The organism is Enterobacter sp. SCRI0065 (assembly GCF_059766475.1).
Map to the genome: position 1 here is coordinate 911662 of NZ_JCBAJB010000001.1, position 20155 is coordinate 931816.

At 52.8% G+C, this 20155-nt stretch carries 18 protein-coding genes; 14 read left to right on the forward strand and 4 right to left on the reverse strand.

Going from position 1 to position 20155, the window contains the following annotated elements:
• From yceG to ptsG, 5 genes are all read left to right on the forward strand, one after another.
• Entirely contained in the window at positions 1 to 1023 is a 1023-nt protein-coding gene (gene yceG, locus AC6EMZ_RS04400; RefSeq protein WP_498401174.1) for a cell division protein YceG, read from the forward strand.
• Positions 1013 to 1654, forward strand: a complete 642-nt coding sequence (gene tmk, locus AC6EMZ_RS04405) for a dTMP kinase (protein WP_498401175.1) — start codon at positions 1013 to 1015, stop codon at positions 1652 to 1654. The genes yceG and tmk overlap by 11 nt, the downstream gene beginning before the upstream one ends.
• Positions 1651 to 2655, forward strand: a complete 1005-nt coding sequence (holB, locus tag AC6EMZ_RS04410; RefSeq protein WP_498401176.1) for a DNA polymerase III subunit delta' — start codon at positions 1651 to 1653, stop codon at positions 2653 to 2655. Before tmk ends, holB begins: the two co-directional genes overlap by 4 nt.
• A gap of 10 nt (positions 2656 to 2665) precedes the next feature.
• Positions 2666 to 3460 (forward strand): metal-dependent hydrolase, encoded by a 795-nt coding sequence (locus AC6EMZ_RS04415; RefSeq protein WP_498401177.1) that lies wholly within the window; start codon positions 2666 to 2668, stop codon positions 3458 to 3460.
• 298 nt (positions 3461 to 3758) lie between these two features.
• On the forward strand, positions 3759 to 5192 hold the full coding sequence (gene ptsG / locus AC6EMZ_RS04420) for a PTS glucose transporter subunit IIBC (protein ID WP_498401178.1): 1434 nt from the start codon (positions 3759 to 3761) through the stop codon (positions 5190 to 5192).
• 99 nt (positions 5193 to 5291) lie between these two features.
• On the opposite strand, the gene fhuE is transcribed toward ptsG, so the two are convergent.
• A complete protein-coding gene (gene fhuE, locus AC6EMZ_RS04425) occupies positions 5292 to 7481 on the reverse strand; it encodes a ferric-rhodotorulic acid/ferric-coprogen receptor FhuE (protein ID WP_498401473.1) in 2190 nt (729 codons plus the stop codon).
• Positions 7482 to 7834: 353 nt separating this feature from the next.
• Here fhuE and hinT point away from each other — a divergent pair, with 353 nt between their 5' ends.
• The 8 genes from hinT to AC6EMZ_RS04465 all read left to right on the forward strand — a co-directional run bounded on the left by hinT (position 7835) and on the right by AC6EMZ_RS04465 (position 13926).
• Positions 7835 to 8194 carry a purine nucleoside phosphoramidase gene (gene hinT, locus AC6EMZ_RS04430; protein ID WP_498401179.1) on the forward strand — a complete coding sequence of 120 codons (360 nt, stop codon included), beginning with the start codon at positions 7835 to 7837 and terminating at the stop codon, positions 8192 to 8194.
• A 1-nt stretch (position 8195) separates the two neighbouring features.
• Positions 8196 to 8570, forward strand: coding sequence for a YcfL family putative periplasmic lipoprotein (locus tag AC6EMZ_RS04435; protein WP_498401180.1), 375 nt, complete (start codon positions 8196 to 8198; stop codon positions 8568 to 8570).
• Between the two features lie 14 nt (positions 8571 to 8584).
• The gene (lpoB, locus tag AC6EMZ_RS04440; protein ID WP_498401181.1) at positions 8585 to 9235 is read left to right on the forward strand and encodes a penicillin-binding protein activator LpoB; all 651 of its coding nucleotides are present in this window, start codon (positions 8585 to 8587) and stop codon (positions 9233 to 9235) included.
• Positions 9216 to 10040 (forward strand): thiamine kinase, encoded by an 825-nt coding sequence (gene thiK / locus AC6EMZ_RS04445; protein WP_498401474.1) that lies wholly within the window; start codon positions 9216 to 9218, stop codon positions 10038 to 10040. The genes lpoB and thiK overlap by 20 nt, the downstream gene beginning before the upstream one ends.
• Positions 10041 to 10051: 11 nt before the next feature.
• Positions 10052 to 11077: a beta-N-acetylhexosaminidase gene (gene nagZ / locus AC6EMZ_RS04450; RefSeq protein WP_498401182.1), complete on the forward strand. Its 1026-nt coding sequence runs from the start codon at positions 10052 to 10054 to the stop codon at positions 11075 to 11077.
• A gap of 34 nt (positions 11078 to 11111) precedes the next feature.
• The gene (gene ycfP / locus AC6EMZ_RS04455) at positions 11112 to 11654 is read left to right on the forward strand and encodes an alpha/beta hydrolase YcfP (protein ID WP_498401184.1); all 543 of its coding nucleotides are present in this window, start codon (positions 11112 to 11114) and stop codon (positions 11652 to 11654) included.
• A gap of 235 nt (positions 11655 to 11889) precedes the next feature.
• Complete coding sequence (locus tag AC6EMZ_RS04460) at positions 11890 to 13194, forward strand: NAD(P)/FAD-dependent oxidoreductase (protein ID WP_498401185.1); 1305 nt, start codon at positions 11890 to 11892, stop codon at positions 13192 to 13194.
• A gap of 192 nt (positions 13195 to 13386) precedes the next feature.
• Positions 13387 to 13926 (forward strand): glycine zipper 2TM domain-containing protein, encoded by a 540-nt coding sequence (locus AC6EMZ_RS04465; protein WP_498401186.1) that lies wholly within the window; start codon positions 13387 to 13389, stop codon positions 13924 to 13926.
• A 389-nt stretch (positions 13927 to 14315) separates the two neighbouring features.
• Here the strand turns inward: AC6EMZ_RS04465 and AC6EMZ_RS04470 are convergent, their stop codons facing one another.
• Complete coding sequence (locus AC6EMZ_RS04470) at positions 14316 to 14951, reverse strand: TetR/AcrR family transcriptional regulator (RefSeq protein WP_498401187.1); 636 nt, start codon at positions 14949 to 14951, stop codon at positions 14316 to 14318.
• Positions 14952 to 15197: 246 nt separating this feature from the next.
• On the opposite strand from AC6EMZ_RS04470, the gene bhsA reads away from it, so the two are divergent.
• Positions 15198 to 15455 carry a multiple stress resistance protein BhsA gene (gene bhsA, locus AC6EMZ_RS04475; RefSeq protein WP_498401188.1) on the forward strand — a complete coding sequence of 86 codons (258 nt, stop codon included), beginning with the start codon at positions 15198 to 15200 and terminating at the stop codon, positions 15453 to 15455.
• Positions 15456 to 15535: 80 nt separating this feature from the next.
• Here the strand turns inward: bhsA and ldtC are convergent, their stop codons facing one another.
• Complete coding sequence (gene ldtC, locus AC6EMZ_RS04480; protein ID WP_498401189.1) at positions 15536 to 16492, reverse strand: L,D-transpeptidase LdtC; 957 nt, start codon at positions 16490 to 16492, stop codon at positions 15536 to 15538.
• Positions 16493 to 16654: 162 nt separating this feature from the next.
• A complete protein-coding gene (gene mfd, locus AC6EMZ_RS04485) occupies positions 16655 to 20101 on the reverse strand; it encodes a transcription-repair coupling factor (RefSeq protein ID WP_498401190.1) in 3447 nt (1148 codons plus the stop codon).
• Positions 20102 to 20155 lie beyond the last annotated feature (54 nt).

Below are 20155 nucleotides of genomic sequence, written 5' to 3' on the forward strand. Positions count from 1 at the left end.
ATGAAAAAAATGTTGCGCTTTGTTCTTCTCCTCATCGTTGTGCTGGGTATTGCCGGCGGGGTGGGAATGTGGAAGGTTCGTCAGATGGCGAACAGCAAAATCCTGATAAAAGAAGAAACAGTCTTCACGCTGAAAGCAGGCACTGGCCGTCTGGCATTGGGTGAACAGCTTTACAGCGATAAGGTGATTAACCGTCCACGCGTACTGCAATGGTTGCTGCGTGTTCAGCCAGAGCTTTCGCATTTTAAAGCCGGGACCTACCGCTTCACGCCAGGCATGACGGTACGTGAAATGCTGGAGCTGCTTGAAAGCGGCAAAGAGGCACAGTTCCCGCTGCGATTTGTGGAAGGGATGCGCTTAAGCGATTACCTGAAACAGCTTCGTGATGCACCTTATATTAAGCATACCCTGAAGGATGACAGCTATGCGACGGTCGCAGATGTCCTGAAGCTGGAGCATCCCGAATGGGTCGAAGGTTGGTTCTGGCCTGACACCTGGATGTATACCGCCGGTACGACGGACGTTGCCATTCTGAAACGCGCTCACAAAAAAATGGTAGCCGCGGTTGATAGTGCCTGGGAAGGACGTGCCGAGGGGCTGCCTTATAAAGATCAGAATCAGTTCGTTACTATGGCCTCTATTATCGAGAAGGAGACCGCTGTCGCGCATGAACGCGATCGGGTCGCATCAGTCTTTATTAACCGCCTGCGCATCGGCATGCGTTTACAAACTGACCCGACGGTTATTTACGGGATGGGTGAGAACTATGTCGGGAAGATCTCTCGTAAGGATCTCGAGACGCCAACAGCGTATAATACCTACGTGATTAACGGCTTGCCGCCGGGGCCTATTGCCACGCCGAGTCAGGCCTCGCTGGATGCCACCGCGCATCCGGCCAAGACACCGTATCTCTACTTTGTGGCCGATGGTAAAGGTGGGCACACCTTTAACACCAACCTTGCCAGCCACAATCGCTCTGTTCAGGACTATCTGAAAGCACTTAAGGAAAAAAATGCGCAGTAATTACATCGTCATTGAGGGGCTGGAAGGCGCCGGGAAAACCACAGCACGTAATGTTGTGGTCGACACGCTCAAAGAGCTGGGCATCGCTGAGATGGTTTTCACCCGCGAACCGGGTGGTACTCAGTTGGCTGAAAAGCTAAGAAGCCTGGTGCTGGATATTAAATCCGTCGGCGACGAAGTGATTAATGACAAAGCAGAAGTGCTGATGTTTTATGCCGCACGTGTGCAACTGGTTGAAACCGTCATTAAACCTGCTTTGGCCGAGGGTAAATGGGTGATCGGCGATCGTCACGATTTATCGACCCAGGCCTATCAGGGCGGTGGACGGGGTATCGATCAGACGATGCTGGCAACGCTGCGTGATGCTGTACTGGGTAATTTCCGTCCTGACCTGACGCTCTATCTGGACGTCACGCCGGAGGTGGGCCTCAAACGCGCGCGCGCGCGCGGCGATCTTGATCGTATTGAGCAAGAGTCGATGGATTTCTTTAACCGCACCCGTGCGCGTTATCTGGAACTGGCCGCGACGGATAGCACTATCCGCACGGTTGATGCGACTCAGTCGCTCGAAGATGTTACCCGCTCTATTCGCGAAACCATCGCACAATGGTTGCAGGAGCAACAGGCATGAAATGGTACCCATGGTTGCGTCCGCACTTTGATCAGCTGATGAAAAGCTATCAGGCCGGTCGGGGGCATCATGCGTTACTTATTCAGGCGCTACCCGGAATGGGTGACGATGCGCTGATTTACGCCATGACGCGTTTTCTGATGTGTCAGCAGCCTGAAGGACATAAAAGCTGCGGGAAATGCCGCGGCTGCCAGCTGATGCAGGCTGGAACACATCCAGATTTCTACACGCTTGAGCCTGAGAAAGGGAAAAGCACCCTGGGTATTGATGCCGTTCGTGAGGTCAGTGAAAAACTGTATGAACACGCACGTCTAGGTGGGGCAAAGGTCGTGTGGTTAAACGATGCGGCGCTTCTGACCGAAGCCGCAGCCAATGCGCTATTAAAGACCCTTGAAGAGCCACCGGTTAATACCTGGTTTTTCATGTCCTGTCGTGAACCGGGCCGACTGCTTGCCACGCTACGCAGCCGTTGCCGGCTGCATCATCTTTCACCTCCACATGAATCCTGGTCGCTTACCTGGATTCAACGAGAAGTGACGGTGTCACAAGAAGAGGCGTTGACGGCATTACGCTTAAGCAGCGGGGCGCCGGCTGCCGCACTAGACCTGCTTCAACAGGGAAACTGGGCACAGAGAACTCAGCTTTGTGCTGCCCTGAGTCACACTCTGGATAGCGGTGACTGGCTCGGGTTACTGACCGCCCTTAATCATGATCAGGTGGGCATGCGTTTGCACTGGCTCGCCTCACTGCTGCTGGATGCACTCAAGCTCCAGCAGGGGGCAACACAGCTTAGCAATGCTGATGTGTGGACGCTGGTCAACACGCTGGCAAACCGTCTTTCAGGCGCAACGCTGCGCGCAATTCTTCACGATGTATGCCTCTGTCGCGAACAGCTTTTGACCGTTACCGGACTCAATCGAGAGCTATTACTGACCGACCAATTACTGCGTATCGAACATTACCTGCAACCAGGCGCAATACAGCCTGCTTCCCATCTCTGAGAGAGACATTATGTTTTTAGTCGACTCACACTGCCATCTTGATGGCCTGGATTATCAATCTCTGCACAAAGACGTGGACGATGTGCTGGCAAAGGCCGCCGCGCGCGATGTGAAGTTTTGCCTGGCGGTAGCCACCACTTTACCGGGATACCGCTCGATGCGTGAGCTGGTGGGCGAGCGGGATAACGTGGTCTTTTCCTGCGGCGTGCATCCCTTGAATCAGGACGAAGAGTATAACGTCGACGATTTGCGTCTCATGGCCGCAGAGCAGGGCGTTGTGGCGATGGGTGAAACGGGGCTGGATTATTTTTACACGCCGGAAACGAAAACCCGTCAGCAAGCGTCTTTCCGTCATCATATCCGCATTGGACGCGAGCTGAATAAACCCGTCATCGTCCACACCCGCGACGCACGTGCCGATACGCTGGCTATCCTTGAGGAAGAAAAGGTGACGGATTGTGGTGGCGTACTACACTGTTTTACAGAAGACAGAGAAACGGCGGGTAAGCTACTTGATATGGGCTTTTATATCTCGTTTTCGGGGATCGTGACGTTCCGTAATGCCGAACAGCTTCGTGAAGCGGCGCGTTATGTTCCTCTCGATCGTATGCTGGTGGAAACCGATTCTCCGTATCTGGCACCGGTGCCGCATCGCGGTAAAGAAAACCAGCCGGCCATGACGAGAGATGTGGCTGAGTATATGGCCGTACTCAAAGGTGTCAGCCTCGAAGAGCTGGCGCGCGCCACCACTGAAAACTTCGCCAGTCTTTTCCACATCGACCCCGCCCGCCTGCAATCTGTCTGATTCACCTGTTTTTTTTAGGCTCGTAATTAATAGTTAAAGCGAGTAAAGTTCACCGCCTTATTTGGGGCGGTGACGGTGGATTTAGACACATCCAGACATGCTTTTTGTAAATAACTGAAAGTTTTTCGACCGCCTGAAGCTGAAACGTGATAGCCGTCAAACAAAGTCACAGGGAATTATTTTACCCTGTGTAATAAATAAAGAGCGCTTAGATGCTCTGTCCACGGCGCGGTTCTCCCCCCGTGCCAATGCGTGAAAGCGTAAAAAAAAAGCACAAATACTCAGGAGCACTCTCAATATGTTTAAGAATGCATTTGCTAACCTGCAAAAGGTCGGTAAATCGCTGATGCTGCCAGTATCCGTACTGCCTATCGCAGGTATCCTGCTGGGCGTCGGTTCTGCTAATTTCAGCTGGCTACCAGCCGTAGTTTCACACGTGATGGCCGAAGCAGGCGGTTCTGTTTTTGCTAACATGCCGCTGATTTTTGCCATCGGTGTGGCACTGGGCTTTACCAATAACGACGGCGTATCTGCGTTGGCGTCTGTGGTTGCTTACGGCATCATGGTGAAAACCATGGCTGTGGTCGCGCCACTGGTGCTGCATTTACCGGCTGAAGAAATCGCGGCGAAACACCTGGCTGATACCGGTGTTCTGGGCGGTATCATATCTGGTGCGATTGCAGCCTATATGTTCAACCGCTTCTATCGCATCAAGCTGCCTGAGTATCTGGGCTTCTTCGCGGGCAAGCGTTTCGTACCGATCATTTCTGGTTTGGCTGCGATCTTCACCGGCATCGTGCTGTCCTTCATCTGGCCACCGATTGGTTCCGCTATCCAGACCTTCTCTCAGTGGGCTGCATACCAGAACCCGGTCGTGGCGTTCGGTATCTACGGTTTCGTTGAACGTTGCCTGGTGCCGTTTGGTCTGCACCACATCTGGAACGTTCCTTTCCAGATGCAGATTGGTGAATACACCAACGCAGCAGGTCAGGTATTCCACGGTGATATCCCACGTTACATGGCTGGTGACCCAACTGCGGGCAAACTGTCTGGTGGCTTCCTGTTCAAAATGTATGGTCTGCCAGCGGCTGCGATTGCCATCTGGCACTCTGCTAAACCAGAGAACCGTGCAAAAGTGGGCGGTATCATGATCTCCGCAGCGTTGACCTCGTTCCTGACCGGTATCACCGAGCCGATCGAGTTCTCCTTCATGTTCGTTGCGCCGATCCTGTACGTTATCCATGCGGTTCTGGCTGGCCTGGCATTCCCAATTTGTATTCTGCTGGGTATGCGCGACGGTACATCCTTCTCGCACGGTCTGATCGACTTCATCGTGCTTTCTGGTAACAGCAGCAAACTGTGGCTGTTCCCTATCGTTGGTGCGGGCTACGCAGTAGCGTACTACACCATCTTCCGTGTGCTTATCAAAGCACTGGACCTGAAAACGCCAGGTCGTGAAGATGCTACCGACGACGTAAAAGCGACGTCTACCAGCGAAATGGCTCCGGCTCTGATCGCAGCGTTTGGCGGCAAAGAAAACATCACTAACCTGGACGCCTGTATCACTCGTCTGCGTGTCAGTGTTGCTGATGTTGCGAAAGTTGACCAACCTGGCTTGAAAAAACTGGGCGCAGCGGGCGTAGTTGTTGCAGGTTCTGGTGTTCAGGCAATCTTCGGAACGAAATCCGATAACCTGAAAACAGAAATGGATGAATACATCCGCAGCAACTAAGTTGTGACCTGGGGAGACTAAGGCAGCCGAATGGCTGCCTTTTTTACATCTGAAATAGAAAGGGAGCCGTGAGGCTCCCTTTGTCATGATGGCGAAGAATCAGAACTGATAGCTGGCGGTCACGCTAACGTTGCGTGGATCGCCGTAAACCAGTGAACCCTGCACGTTGGTATCATAGGTCTTATCGAACAGGTTATTAAGGTTGCCCTGCAACGAGAAGTTCTTAGTTACCTGGTAGCGGGTAAACAGATCAACCAGCGCGTAACTTCCTTGCTCAGCACGCCACGTGCCATACGGTGTCGCGACATCGCTATAGACCCGGTTCTGCCAGTTAACGCCGCCGCCAACGGTTAGCTCAGGCAATGCAGGCAGACGATAGCTGGTAAACAACTTCACCGACGTCCGTGGCAGGTACGGATTAACGTCCTTGCCGTCGCTATCTTCCGCTACGTAGCGCGTGGCCCCAAAGGTCATCTGCCAGTTATCGGTCAACGCGCCGTTGATTTCAAATTCCACGCCTTTACTGACGGTACCATCAACGCCTTCGTAGGCAATATCACTCGAACCCTGGATAACACGGCCAGTGCTTTGTGCCACATTATCCTGCTCAATACGGAATACAGACAGCGTGGTGGTCAGACGGCTGTTCATCCAGTCAGATTTCAAACCCACTTCGTAGTTGTTACCGGTGATGGGCGCGAGGTAGGCACCCGAGCTGTCACGGTAGTTCTGCGGCTGGAAAATGGAGGTATAGCTGCCATAGGCTGACCAGTTATCATCGATGTCATAGACCAGGCCGGCGTAAGGCGTCGTGTGATTTTTCTCCATGCCATAGGTCATGGTGTCCACGCGCCAGTTAGTGTAGCGAGCGCCAAGGATCAGGTGCAGCGGATCGGCGAGGGAGATACGCGTCGCGGCGTACAGCGACTTCATATAGGTTTTGTCATCCTGAGCGAGAGCCTGAGAGCCCCAGTTAGTCTCCGGGAAGTTGCCATTGTAATCGTAGAAACTGCCCAGTTCGTCAGGGAAGACGTTTGCCCATGAGTTGGTATAGCGGTTCGTTTGGCGGCTGTAGCTGGCACCGATCATCACCGTATGCTGGCGATCGAACAGATCGTAACCGCCGTCAGCGAACAGATCGACCGCATCGACTTTACGCTTACCGCTGTTCCAGCCCGTCCCGCCTACGTAAGCATAGTCAGGGCCATAGTTTGCGTATGGGCCCGCCAGCATGCCGGTGCTTTTATCAACATAGGCATCAAGGTACATCGCTTTGCTGTCAAACTTCGCTTCGGTGTGCATCGCATTTAAGGTGGCCTGCCATTTTTCGGCGAAGCGCTGTTTCATGGTGACGAAGAACTTATTGAATTCTTTGTCATTGTAGGCCCAGTCGGGAGCGGTGCTGTGCGCACGATCGTAGTGTCTTACGCTGCCATCGGTATTCCAGCGCGGTAATCCGCCCCAGGTCTGGTTATTCACGTCGATGCGCTGATATTCGTAACCGGCAGACAGTGAGGTCATGTCGCCCAGATCGGCATCAACAATCCCGGAGAAGAAGGTTTTCTTTTGGTTGTAGTTATCCAGCCAGGAGTCATTATCCTGATAACCCGCCACGATACGGGCGCGCACATTGCCATCGTCGGTCAACGGGCCTTGCATATCCATGACGTAGCGTTGTTTATTCCAGCTACCGTATTCAGCAGAAAGATTGCCTTTGAATTCACGGCTGGTGGCGTGTTTACGCACCATATTGATAGCGGCAGAAGGGTTCCCTGTCCCGGTCATCAGGCCGTTCGCACCACGAACCACTTCTACACGCTCATAAAGGGCTGTATCAGAAAGGGCATCACCCAGATTCCAGCGAGACTCGAAATAGGTTGGGATGCCGTCGAGCATGTAGTTATCGATTTCAAAACCACGCGAGTAATAGCTGCTGCGATCGGAGTCGGCCGTGCTTTTACTGATCCCCATGGTGTTGTCCATCACGTCACCCAGCGTCTGCAACTGCTGGTCTGCCATGCGCTGTTGGCTCACAATAGTGACGGACTGAGGGATATCGCGCTGGACCATTTGCATCTTGGTCCCAACGGTCGTTGTTTTTACGCTGTAATCGTGAGCTTCATTAGAAGAGTCTGACTGAGATGAACCGTCGACGATAAGCGTATCTTCGGTGGTTGGTGCGGCGAAACTTGCGGTCGGCATCAATGCCATAGCAATGCAGGCTGCCAGCAACGAAGGTGTTGCGGCAGGCTGACGTTGCCCATCCCTGGTGTGATTAATGAAAGACATCATCAAACCCTTTCTGAATGATTAGTGAATAAAGTGCCTCGGTCCCGTAAACGGTCGAAGGTCATTTCTATGTGTAAAATGCGCATGAAAATGCAAATGCGAAATATACGCATTAGGATTCACCATGTAAACAGATGTAACCAGTTCAAATGAAATTATGTTTCACTCAGGCTAAAGGGTAGGGATGGTCACTCTCCGAGCAGCAAATGCACGATAAGGAAAGAAATCGAGGGATAAGGTTGAAAGGACAGGAGAAACTCGCTCATACTCTTGAATCGCGTCACGGCGTTAAATGCAGCATTTATGTCTACGCCCGGCACGCCACGCCAGATCAAACATAAAAGGAAAACGTCATGGCAGAAGAGACCATTTTCAGCAAAATTATCCGCCGCGAAATTCCGTCGGATATCGTGTATCAGGATGAACTGGTTACGGCTTTCCGTGACATTTCACCGCAGGCACCGACACACATCCTTATCATTCCCAATATTCTGATTCCTACCGTGAATGACGTGAAACCCGAGCATGAAGTGGCGTTAGGTCGTATGCTGACGGTAGCGGCGAAAATCGCCGAGCAGGAAGGGATCGCGAAAGAGGGTTACCGTTTGATCATGAACTGTAATCTTCACGGTGGTCAGGAAGTTTATCATATCCATATGCATCTCCTGGGCGGTCGTCCGCTGGGACCGATGCTGGCGCATAAAGGTCTTTAATATGCAAAGAGGGCGTATTGCTTTACTGGCACTGGCCATTGTGATGACGGGCTGTAGCTCGCGTCCTGCCATTCCTGTCAGTGATGAACAAACGTTGGTGATGGAGTCGTCGGTACTGGCCGCGGGGATCACCGCAGAAGCACCTACGCTGACGATCAGTGAAATCCAGCCGTCGGCGTCCTCAACGCTCTATAACGAAAGACAGGAGCCTGTCACCGTCCACTATCGTTTTTATTGGTATGACGTAAGAGGCCTCGAAATGCACCCACTTGAAGTGCCGCGCACCGTCATTATTCCGGCCAATTCGTCGGTTAAGCTATACGGCAGCGCTAACTATCTGGGTGCGCATAAGGTCAGACTTTATCTTTATTTGTAAGGAAGGGGTGAACCTTGATTAAGAATTTCAGCCGTTACGCGCTCGTTACGGCATTTGCGTTGTTCCTGACCGGGTGTATTACCCGTACGGATCAACAACCAGCACCGGTAGATGAAGCAAAACCGGGCACTGAACAGCCCGTGCAGCCGACACAACCGGTACCAACGGTGCCTTCCGTTCCGACTATTCCTGCGCAGCCTGGCCCGGTTGAACATCAGGATCAAACGGCGCAACCGACACCACGCGTCCGTCATTATGACTGGAACGGTGCTATGCAACCGATGGTCGGTAAAATGCTTCAGGCACAAGGCGTAACCGCAGGTAGCGTGCTGCTGGTGGACAGTGTGAATAACCGCACCAATGGATCGCTTAATGCAGGTGAGGCCACGGAAACGCTACGCAATGCGCTGGCGAACAATGGCAAATTTACGCTGGTGTCTGCACAACAACTGGCGGTCGCGAAGCAGCAGTTAGGCCTCTCGGCGCAGGATAGTTTGGGTTCACGCAGCAAAGCTATCGGTATCGCGCGTAACGTCGGGGCGCAGTACGTACTCTATTCCAACGCCACGGGCAACGTGAATACGCCAGCGCTGCAAATGCAGCTTATGCTGGTTCAGACAGGTGAGATTATCTGGTCAGGTAAAGGTGCCGTTCAACAGCAATAGCCTGACGCGTGAAGACATTCTGTCACGCTTTTTCCCGCAATATCGCCTTATCGCGCCGCAAGCCCATGCCGGGCTTAGCGGAGCGAGTTGCATCATTGCGCAGGGCGATCATCATCTGGTTCTACGCCAGCAGTATGATACTGCTGCGCCTGCCTTCCATTTTCGCCGTCAGTACCTTGCGCTCAAGCGTCTTCCCGCCGATGTCGTGCCTAAACCGTGCTTCTTTAAAACGGGTTGGATGGCCGTCGAGTATCTTGCCGGTGAGGTAAAAACCGTGCTTCCCGATGCGCAAACCCTTGCAGCCGTGCTGTATCATTTGCACCGTCAGTCTCGGCTCGGATGGCGGATAACGTTGTCTCCCTTGCTGGAATATTACTGGCTCCAGGCTGCGCCGCACAGACGCTCGCCGTTTTGGTTATCGATGCTAAAACGTCTACGTCGACGTGGTGAACCGCGTTCGTTGCGGCTGGTCCCCGTTCACATGGATGTCCATGCCGGAAACATTGTACATTCCGCCGTTGGGGACAGGCTGATTGACTGGGAATATGCGGGAGATGGCGATGTCGCTCTCGAACTGGCCGCCGTTTGGTGTTCAACGGAAGCGGCGCGTCAGGAATTGGTACGTGCGTATGCGCAGACCGCTGCGATGCAACCCCAACAGCTTATGCGTCAGGTGCAACGCTGGCGGCCCTGGGTATTGATGATGATGGCGGGCTGGTATGAACTGCGCCTGCGGCAATCAGGTGACAAACAATTTATCGCGCTGGCAGATGACGTCTGGCGTCAGTTACAAACTAAAGGATAAGAGAGGTTCGTGTGGGTCCAGTAATGTTGGATGTTGAAGGGTATGAACTGGATGCGGTAGAGCGCGAGATTCTGGCGCATCCGTTGGTGGGTGGCCTGATCCTGTTTACCCGCAACTATCATGACCCGGAGCAGTTGCGCGAGCTGGTTCGCCAAATTCGTGAAGCGTCGCATCATCGTCTGGTGGTGGCGGTGGATCAGGAAGGTGGGCGCGTTCAGCGCTTCCGTGATGGATTTACCCTGCTTCCCGCCGCGCAGTCTTTTGCGGCGCTCATGGGCACAGATGAAGGCGGAAAACTGGCACAGGATGCTGGCTGGCTGATGGCCAGTGAAATGATCGCCATGGATATCGACATCAGCTTTGCACCAGTGCTGGACGTGGGGCATATCAGCGCCGCCATTGGCGAGCGTTCATATCATGAGGACCCGCAAATCGCCCTGGCCATGGCAACGCGCTTTATCGACGGTATGCATGCCGCCGGGATGAAAACGACGGGTAAACATTTCCCGGGACACGGCGCGGTGACCGCCGATTCGCATAAGGAGACGCCACGCGATCCGCGTCCAGAAGAGGTTATCCGTGCAAAAGATATGTCGGTATTCCGCTCGCTGATTACCGATAACAAACTTGACGCGATCATGCCTGCGCATGTGATTTACAGCGACGTTGATCCTCGTCCTGCCAGCGGATCATCGCACTGGCTAAAAACCGTTTTGCGCCAGGAGCTTGGTTTTAACGGCGTGATTTTCTCTGACGATTTGTCGATGGAAGGGGCCGCGATCATGGGCAGTTACGCGGAGCGCGGGCAAGCCTCCCTGGATGCAGGTTGCGATATGATCCTGGTCTGTAATAATCGTAAAGGTGCAGTTAGCGTGTTAGATAACCTGTCGCCGATCAATGCTGAGCGTGTTACACAATTGTATCATAAAGGTTCATTTGGTCGTCAGGAGCTGATGAACACGGCTCGCTGGAAGACGGTGAATGCACAGCTTGAGGCACTCAATGAGCGCTGGCAGGCTCATAAAGCGGGCCAATAACCCCTCTCAGAAGGCGTAATGTGACGAGGAAACAATGATCATTTATTTGCACGGTTTTGACTCGAACAGTCCTGGTAACCATGAGAAGGTGCTGCAACTGCAGTTCATCGACCCTGATGTACGGCTGATTAGCTACAGTACGCGCCATCCGAAACATGATATGCAGCATCTGCTCAAGGAAGTCGACAAAATGCTGCAGCTTAACGTTGACGAACGCCCCCTGATTTGTGGCGTGGGTCTGGGCGGGTATTGGGCGGAGCGGATCGGTTTTCTCTGCGATATCCGTCAGGTGGTGTTCAATCCTAACCTGTTCCCGGAAGAGAACATGGAAGGCAAGATCGATCGTCCGGAAGAGTACGCTGATATCGCGACGAAATGCGTCAGTAATTTCCGTGAGAAAAATCGTGACCGCTGCATGGTGATTCTCTCTCGTCAGGATGAGGCGCTGAACAGCCACCGCGCGGCTGAGTTCCTTCATCATTATTATGAAATCGTCTGGGACGAAGAGCAGACTCACAAATTCAAGAATATCTCTGTGCATCTACAGCGCATCAAAGCTTTCAAAACGTTGGGTTAACCTCGCATACCACTCTTCTGGCCCGGCGGCGCAGGCTTGCCGGGCTTTCTCTTTGCTACACTTGTACAAAATTAAATCATCAAAACTTGATTCATATCAATTTTGGTATGACCAATGCGCCGTGCGTGGTATTCTCAATGCACCTGAATGGTTTCAGTGCTGTAACCTGTTGTTAATTAAGGGTTATTTTTATAACTTTTAATTAACAATTGGTTAATAATTTGAGGGGGTCACATTGACTACGCCATTGAAAAAGATAGTGATTGTAGGCGGCGGTGCGGGTGGGCTGGAGCTGGCCACTCAACTCGGGAAGAAGCTCGGTCGTGGCAAAAAAGCGAAGATTACGCTGGTTGACCGCAACCATAGCCATCTTTGGAAACCGCTGTTGCATGAAGTGGCAACCGGTTCGCTGGATGAAGGTGTCGATGCCCTGAGCTATCTGGCGCATGCGCGTAATCATGATTTCCAGTTCCAGCTGGGTTCGGTCATGGACATCAACCGCGAAAGCAAGACGATTACGCTGGCAGAATTGCGTGATGAGAAGGGCGAGTTACTGGTCCCGGAACGTAAGCTTGCGTACGACACGCTGGTGATGGCGCTGGGGAGTACCTCTAACGACTTCAATACGCCAGGCGTCAAAGATCACTGTATCTTCCTCGATAATCCGCATCAGGCACGTCGCTTCCATCAGGAAATGCTAAATCTGTTCCTGAAATATTCCAATAATCTGGGTGCGAACGGTAAGGTCAATATCGCTATTGTTGGCGGTGGTGCGACGGGTGTGGAGCTTTCAGCAGAGCTGCATAATGCCGTCAAACAATTGCACAGCTACGGTTACAAAGGGCTGACCAACGACGCGCTGAACGTGACGCTGGTTGAGGCAGGTGAACGTATTCTGCCAGCCCTGCCGCCACGCATTTCTGGCGCCGCGCACAATGAACTGACTAAGATGGGCGTACGCGTACTGACGCAAACTATGGTCACCAGCGCCGACGCTGGTGGTCTGCACACTAAAGGCGGTGAGTATATAGAAGCTGACCTGATGGTTTGGGCTGCGGGTATCAAAGCGCCTGATTTCATGAAAGAAATTGGCGGGCTTGAAACCAACCGGATCAATCAGCTGGTGGTTGAACCGACTCTGCAAACCACGCGCGATGCGGATATTTTTGCTATCGGTGACTGTGCGTCCTGTGCCCGTCCTGAAGGCGGGTTTGTACCGCCACGCGCTCAGGCAGCACACCAGATGGCAAGCCTTGCGCTGCATAACATTCTGGCGCAGACCAAAGGTAAGCCACTGAAATCATACGTCTACAAGGACCATGGTTCTCTGGTTTCGCTGTCTAACTTCTCCACCGTAGGCAGCCTGATGGGTAACCTGATGCGCGGATCGATGATGGTAGAAGGGCGCATCGCGCGCTTTGTGTACATCTCTCTGTACCGTATGCACCAGGTGGCGTTGCATGGTTACTTCAAAACTGGCCTGATGATGCTGGTGGGCAGTATTAACCGTGTGATTCGCCCGCGCCTCAAACTGCACTAATCCTTCGGCCCTTCCAGATCGCCTGGAAGGGCTTTTAGCATATCATGCTGTCATCGTTCCCCTGAGCGCTTAGGAGTCTTCCTAAACGCGGTTTTTCTTATCGTATGCCGCTATTTTTGAGCGTTATTCTGATAGTCGATCTCTTGCTTTGATTGCAAAATTGTTACCAATAGCAACAAAGGAGGAAGTCCCGTGAATAAATCAATGTTGGCGGGTATAGGGATTGGCGTTGCTGCTGCGCTGGGCGTAGCGGCGGTTGCCAGTCTAAATGCGTTCGATCGCAGCCCGCAGTACGCTCAGGTGGTCTCAGCCACCCCGATTAAAGAATCGATTAAAACGCCGCGTCAGGAATGCCGTAACGTTGCGGTCACTCATCGACGCCCTGTTCAGGATGAAAACCGTATTGCGGGTTCTGTGCTCGGTGCCGTTGCGGGTGGCGTGATCGGCCATCAGTTCGGCGGTGGTCGCGGTAAAGACGTTGCGACCGTTGTCGGTGCCTTAGGTGGCGGCTATGCCGGTAATCAGGTGCAGGGCGCAATGCAGGATGGCGATACTTACACCACGACGCAGCAGCGCTGTAAAACGGTGTATGACAAATCAGAAAAAATGCTGGGGTACGATGTGACGTATAAGATTGGCGAGCAGAAGGGAAAAATCCGTATGGATAAAGATCCCGGCACCCAGATTCCACTGGATGGCAATGGCCAGCTGGTACTGAATAACAAGGTGTGAAGAAAGATGTGCTTTACATTCGGCTCCTCAATCGCTCAGGCTGAGGAGCCTTTTTTTGCTGTAATATCATTGTTATAGGTCGAATACGTTGCGCTGGCGCAGGAAGAGAAATCCTGTAATCAGTATTGAGATAAATGCAAACAGTACTGAACCACCACAGATAACCCAGAGACCAAATAACAATGTAATGACTATTAGCACCTTGAATAATGGTAATAGCAAAATCATTTTATTTTCCTTCCGTATGCGTTGGTTAACTTTTCTCTTATAAATGGCCGCTAATCATTAGCAGCGCAATTATCTTTGTTTAAGAGTAGCAAACGAGACGCGTTACGAGAAAGGTTTAGCCTATTGTTAAATAGGCTAAATCTCATTTCTGGGGATATATCTTAGTTTTTCAATAATTCAGGCCACAGACGAAGCGTGGTGGCGGTAATGTTTTGCAGTTTTTCCAGAGTTGCCCCTTCACGGGCGCTAATCGACATGCCCTGAAGAATACAGCTTAAATACTGTGCCAGCCGTTCAGGGTTGCAGTGTGCTGGGATCTCGCCCCGCTGTTGGCGATGGCGGAGAAACGTAGTCAGCGTCTCTTCCTGCATCGCATGGCGGGATTTCACGGTATTCGCGATCCCTTTTGAAGATGCCGCGAGCGTAGCGGAAGTATTGATCATAAAGCAGCCCGCCGGCGTGTCTTTGCTGGTAAAGCATGCCGCAACCGTCGCGAAGTAATCTTGCAATGCCTGCTCTACGGTTTTCTCTTCACAAAAAAGCTGGGCTTCATGCTTCGCCGCAAAACGGGCGATGTAGCGATCAAGTACAGCCCTGAACAGGCCTTCTTTATTGGTAAATTCTGCATAGAGCGTTGGGGCTTTAGCTCCCGTCGCTTCTACCAGATCGGACAGTGAAGTGGCTTCATAGCCATGCTGCCAGAATAATGTCATGGCCTTATCAAGCGCCGCATCCCTGTCGAACACCTTTGGTCGGCCACGGCTTTTCTTCGTGCAACTCGTTACGTCGGTTGTCATGGGCCGTTGTACCTCTAATGGTTTGTTGAATGACCATTATAAAAATAATAGCAACCCGCGACCAGCACTGATTTCGTTAAAATAAAATAATCATATGGGTATGAAATTTAAGGGATTTAAAATTAATTTAACGATCATTATAAAATCATATTGACGTGTGATGCAGATCACATCTATCATTTACCTATCGATCGTTAAGTAAATAACTTACGACTTCCTGATACGTCTGTTTAAAGGTAAATACTCATGAAAAACGTTAAAACCCTCATCGCTGCCGCTGTTCTTAGTTCACTTTCTTTTGCAAGCTTCGCTGCGGTAGAAGTCCAGTCCGCTCCAGCCGATCAGCATAAAGTCGGTACCATTTCTGCTAACGCGGGTACCAACCTCGGTTCGCTGGAAGATCAGCTGGCGCAAAAAGCGGAACAAATGGGCGCGAAATCATTCCGTATCACATCGGTCACCGGTCCTAACACCCTTCACGGTACCGCTGTTATTTACAAATAAGTTTTGCACGACCCTCAGATATGCCACTGCAATAAAAACGCCCTGCTCAGTTGAGCAGGGCGTTTTTGTCTCAGCCGTTCTTAAAGGGATTGCTGAGCGGTTTTATGATGTTGCGTGACGTCGACTGGCATTCCTGAGCGAGCCTCCATGGCGCTTTCCATTACCACTCCATCAGCGCCAGCTTTGAAAGTTTGCATCGCAGCGGTAAGCGTAATAGGCAAAGTCTGCGGATCGTCGCCAAGGTTCTTGGACAGCGGTTGATGTATTTCCACCAGACGTTTTCCACCCGGCTCCTCAGAAACTTTAATCGGCGTATTGATGATGTTGACCTTCGTTCCCGGCGTAATGACGCGGAACAGCGCCTCGATATCGCCGTCGCGCAGGCGGATGCAGCCTGAACTCACGCGCATTCCGATGCCGAAATCAGCATTGGTTCCATGCAAAAGATAAACGCCACCGTAGGCTGCAAGGCGAATGGCGTGGTGGCCCATTGGGTTATCCGGACCGGCAGGCACCACGGCGGGTAAATCAATCCCCTGCGCTTTATAGCGGGCACGAATATTGGCGGTCGGTGTCCAGGTTGGATTGGCTCGTTTGTCTGATACGGTCGTCACCATCGTAGGCGTCAACGTGTCGCCACCTAACTGGCCAATGCCAATCGGATACACCGTCACTTCATTTTTACCCGGTGGATAATAATAAAGACGCAGTTCGGCCAGGTTAATCACCAGACCTTCGCGTGGCGCATCCGGCAGCAGGGTTTGAAGCGGAATAGTCAGCACACTACCTGCGCGCGGCACGTAGGGATCAACGCCCGGATTAGCCTGTAACAGTGCAAGGAAACCCACATTATATTTTTTCGCAATCGCTTCCAGCGACCCACCGTTATTTTCAACGACATGAAAACGGTTTTCGCCCACTAACCGGCTACCGGCAGGGGGAAGGGGCCAGGTATTGGCGCGAGCGGGAAGTGCAATCGCTATGCTTCCGACAAGCGCCAGGAGCGCTATCCAGTGTGTAAAACGCAGAGTCATCATTATCACCCATGTCCATAGCAACAATAAGGTTATTGTTATATAAATAGTTAATTGATAAGTATGATGGATGGACGTGTCGGGAAGTCGATGCCAATTGCAAAGAGTTTGTAAATTATGCTCAGACGGAATGGCCGGGAAAGCGAGTGCCGCCCGGCAATAACGCTACGCTATCGCGTTTTCTTCAAGTTGACGCATGAAGTTGCGAACCCATTCCATCCGCGTTTTGCGATCGGTGAGTTCCTGAGTGAATTTCAGGCGCGTCGGGCCATCCAGACGGAAATGCTGTGGTTGTTTTTGCAGCAGACCAATTAACCACATCGGGTCGACATGATTTTTCTCAGCGAACTCAATCATGCCGCCTTTATCGTTACCTTCCAGTTTACGAATGCCGAGCTTCTGCGCCTGTTGGCGAAGACGTGCAATATCGAGGAGGTTGCGCGCCGGATCCGGCAGCAGGCCGAAGCGATCGATAAGCTCAACTCTAAGCTCTTCCAGCTCAGTCTCTTTTTTAGCACTGGCAATACGCTTATAGAACGACAGGCGCGTGTTCACGTCCGGGATAAAATCATCCGGTAACAGGGAAGGCATACGCAGCTCAACTTCTGTTTGCTGGCTGGTGAGATCTTCCAGAGACGGCTCACGTCCGGCTTTCAGTGCATCAACGGCGTTTTCCAGCAGCTCCATGTACAGCGAGAAGCCGATGGTTTCCATCGATCCACTCTGATCTTCGCCCAGCAGTTCACCTGCTCCGCGGATCTCCAGATCGTGCGTCGCCAGCGCGAAGCCTGCACCCAGATCTTCCAGCGAGGCAATGGCCTCCAGACGCTTTTGCGCATCGGTGGTCATGGACTTTGGATGCGGGGTCATCAGCCAGGCGTAGGCCTGGTGATGCGAACGTCCCACGCGACCACGCAACTGGTGAAGCTGCGCCAGACCGAAGTGGTCCGCGCGTTCGATGATGATGGTATTCGCTGTCGGAATATCAATCCCGGTTTCGATAATCGTGGTGCACACCAGCACGTTGAAACGCTGGTGGTGGAAATCGTTCATCACTCGTTCAAGCTCGCGCTCGCGCATCTGCCCGTGACCGATGGCAATTCGCGCTTCGGGCACCAGCTCCGCAAGCTTATCGGCGGCTTTCTGGATGTTTTCAACATCGTTGAAGAGATAATAAACCTGACCGCCGCGCAGAACTTCACGAAGAATGGCCTCGCGAACCACCAGGCTGTCGTACTCGCGCACGAAGGTTTTGACCGCCAGACGACGTGCTGGCGGGGTAGCGATAATCGACAAATCGCGCATGCCGCTCATGGCCATGTTGAGCGTTCGCGGAATCGGCGTCGCAGTCAGCGTCAGGATATCCACGTCGGCACGCATCGCTTTAATGCGCTCTTTGTGACGCACGCCAAAGCGATGCTCTTCATCGACAATCAGTAAACCTAAATCTCGCCACTTCACGTCGCTTTGCAGCAGTTTGTGAGTGCCAATCAGTATATCGATTTTGCCTTCGCTGGCTTGCTCCAGGATCAGCGCCTGCTCTTTGGCGCTGCGAAAACGTGACAGCATCTCGATACGAACCGGCCAGTTCGCAAAGCGATCGCGGAAGTTATCGTAGTGCTGCTGGGCAAGCAGAGTGGTCGGCACCAGCACAGCAACCTGCTTATTATTTTCGACGGCGAGGAAGGTCGCGCGCATCGCCACTTCGGTTTTACCAAAGCCCACGTCACCACACACCAGGCGATCCATTGCCAGCGGCTGACACATATCGCTGAGCACGGCGTTAATGGCCTGAGCTTGATCCGGCGTGGTTTCGAACGGGAAGGTATCGCAGAACAGCTGATACTGTTCTTTATCATGCTTGAAGGCAAAGCCAGATTTTGCTGCGCGCTGGGCGTAAATATCCAGCAGCTCGGCGGCGACATCGCGGACTTTTTCTGCGGCTTTCTGCCGCGCGCGCGCCCAGACGTCTCCACCTAATCTGTGCAGCGGCGCGTTCTCTTCCGCACCGCCCGCATATCGGCTGATCAGGTGCAGGGACGACACGGGAACATAGAGTTTCGCGTCGCCGGAATAAGTCAGCATCAGGTACTCGGCCTTAATGCCGCCCGTTTCCAGGGTCGTCATTCCCGCATAGCGTCCCACCCCGTGTTCAAGGTGGACAATCGGCTGACCTACGTGCAGCTCTGCCAGATTGCGGATGAGCGTGTCCGGGTTGATGGTGCGGCGGCTATCCTGACGGCGGCGCGCCACGCGCTCACCCAGCAGATCGCTCTCGCAAATCAATGCCCGGTTATTCAGCTCGTCAATAAAACCGTGCTCGGCAGCGCCAATCATCAGGTAGCGCCCGTTATCGGCCGCTTCGTCGAGACGTAAAATGCGTTTTGGCGACACTTTAATACGGCTCAGCAGTTCGCCAAGCGCCTCGCGGCGGCCTTCGCTCTCCACCGAGAAAATGACCGGACCGGTAAAGGACTCAAGAAACTTGCGCAGGTTATCCAGCGGCGATTTTTGCTGTGCCTGAACCGAGAGATCGGGCAGCTTGTGAAATGCCAGATTAGTATTCGCTGCTTTATCCGGCAGGTTTTCCGTTTTGAGCTGAATGCGCGGCCATTTTTTTAGCTCTGAAAATAGCGCATCGGTTCGCAGCCAAAGCTGCTCCGGTGGCAGCAACGGACGCATAGGATCCACGCCGCGATTCTCGTAACGGGCGCGGGTTTCGTTCTCAAAACGAGTGGCGCTGGCTTCCAGATCGCCGGTATTCACAATCAGTGTTTTGGCCGGGAAATAGCTAAACAGGGCGGGGAGTGGCTCGCTAAAGAACAGCGGCTGCCAATACTCAATCCCGGCAGGGAGCGTACCTTTGCTCACCTGCTGATAAATATGTTCGGCATCCCGCTTCACATCGAACTTATCGCGCCACTGGCTGCGGAACAGTTCAATGGCAGTTTTATCGGTCGGGAACTCATGTGCCGGCAGCAAATTAATGGCTTCAACTTCTTCTAGCGTGCGCTGAGTGTCGGCGTCAAAGACGCGCAGACTGTCGATTTCATCATCGAAGAAATCGAGGCGGTATGGCCTGTCGCTACCCATCGGATAAAGATCCAGCAGCGCGCCGCGTGTGGCGTACTCGCCGTGCTCCATCACCTGATCAACATGGCGATAACCGGCGCTATCTAACTGCGAGCGTAGGGCGTCGCGAGACAAGCGCTGGCCTTTTTTCATCACCAGCGCGTGGCCGTGCAGATAACTGTGTGGGCAAACACGCTGCATCAGCGTATTGACCGGGACAATCAGCACACCGCGCTGCATGGAGGGCAGTTGATACAGCGTGGACAGGCGCGAGGAGATAATCTCCTGGTGCGGGGAGAAGCTGTCGTAAGGCAGCGTTTCCCAGTCGGCAAGATTGAACACCAGACTATCGGTAAACTGGCGAATTTCATCATGCAGACGCAGTGCATTTTGCATATCGGGGGCGACAAGCACCACCGGACCTGGATGACGCTCCGCGATTTCCGCAACGAGCGTGGCGCAGGCTGCACCCGTCAGTTCACCTAGCTGGCGCTGGTCGCCCGCTTTGTCGGGCAGGGAATAACGATATTGTTCAGGCATGGCTATGTCAGGATCTCTTATGGATATACCAACAGTATTGGGGCATATCACTGA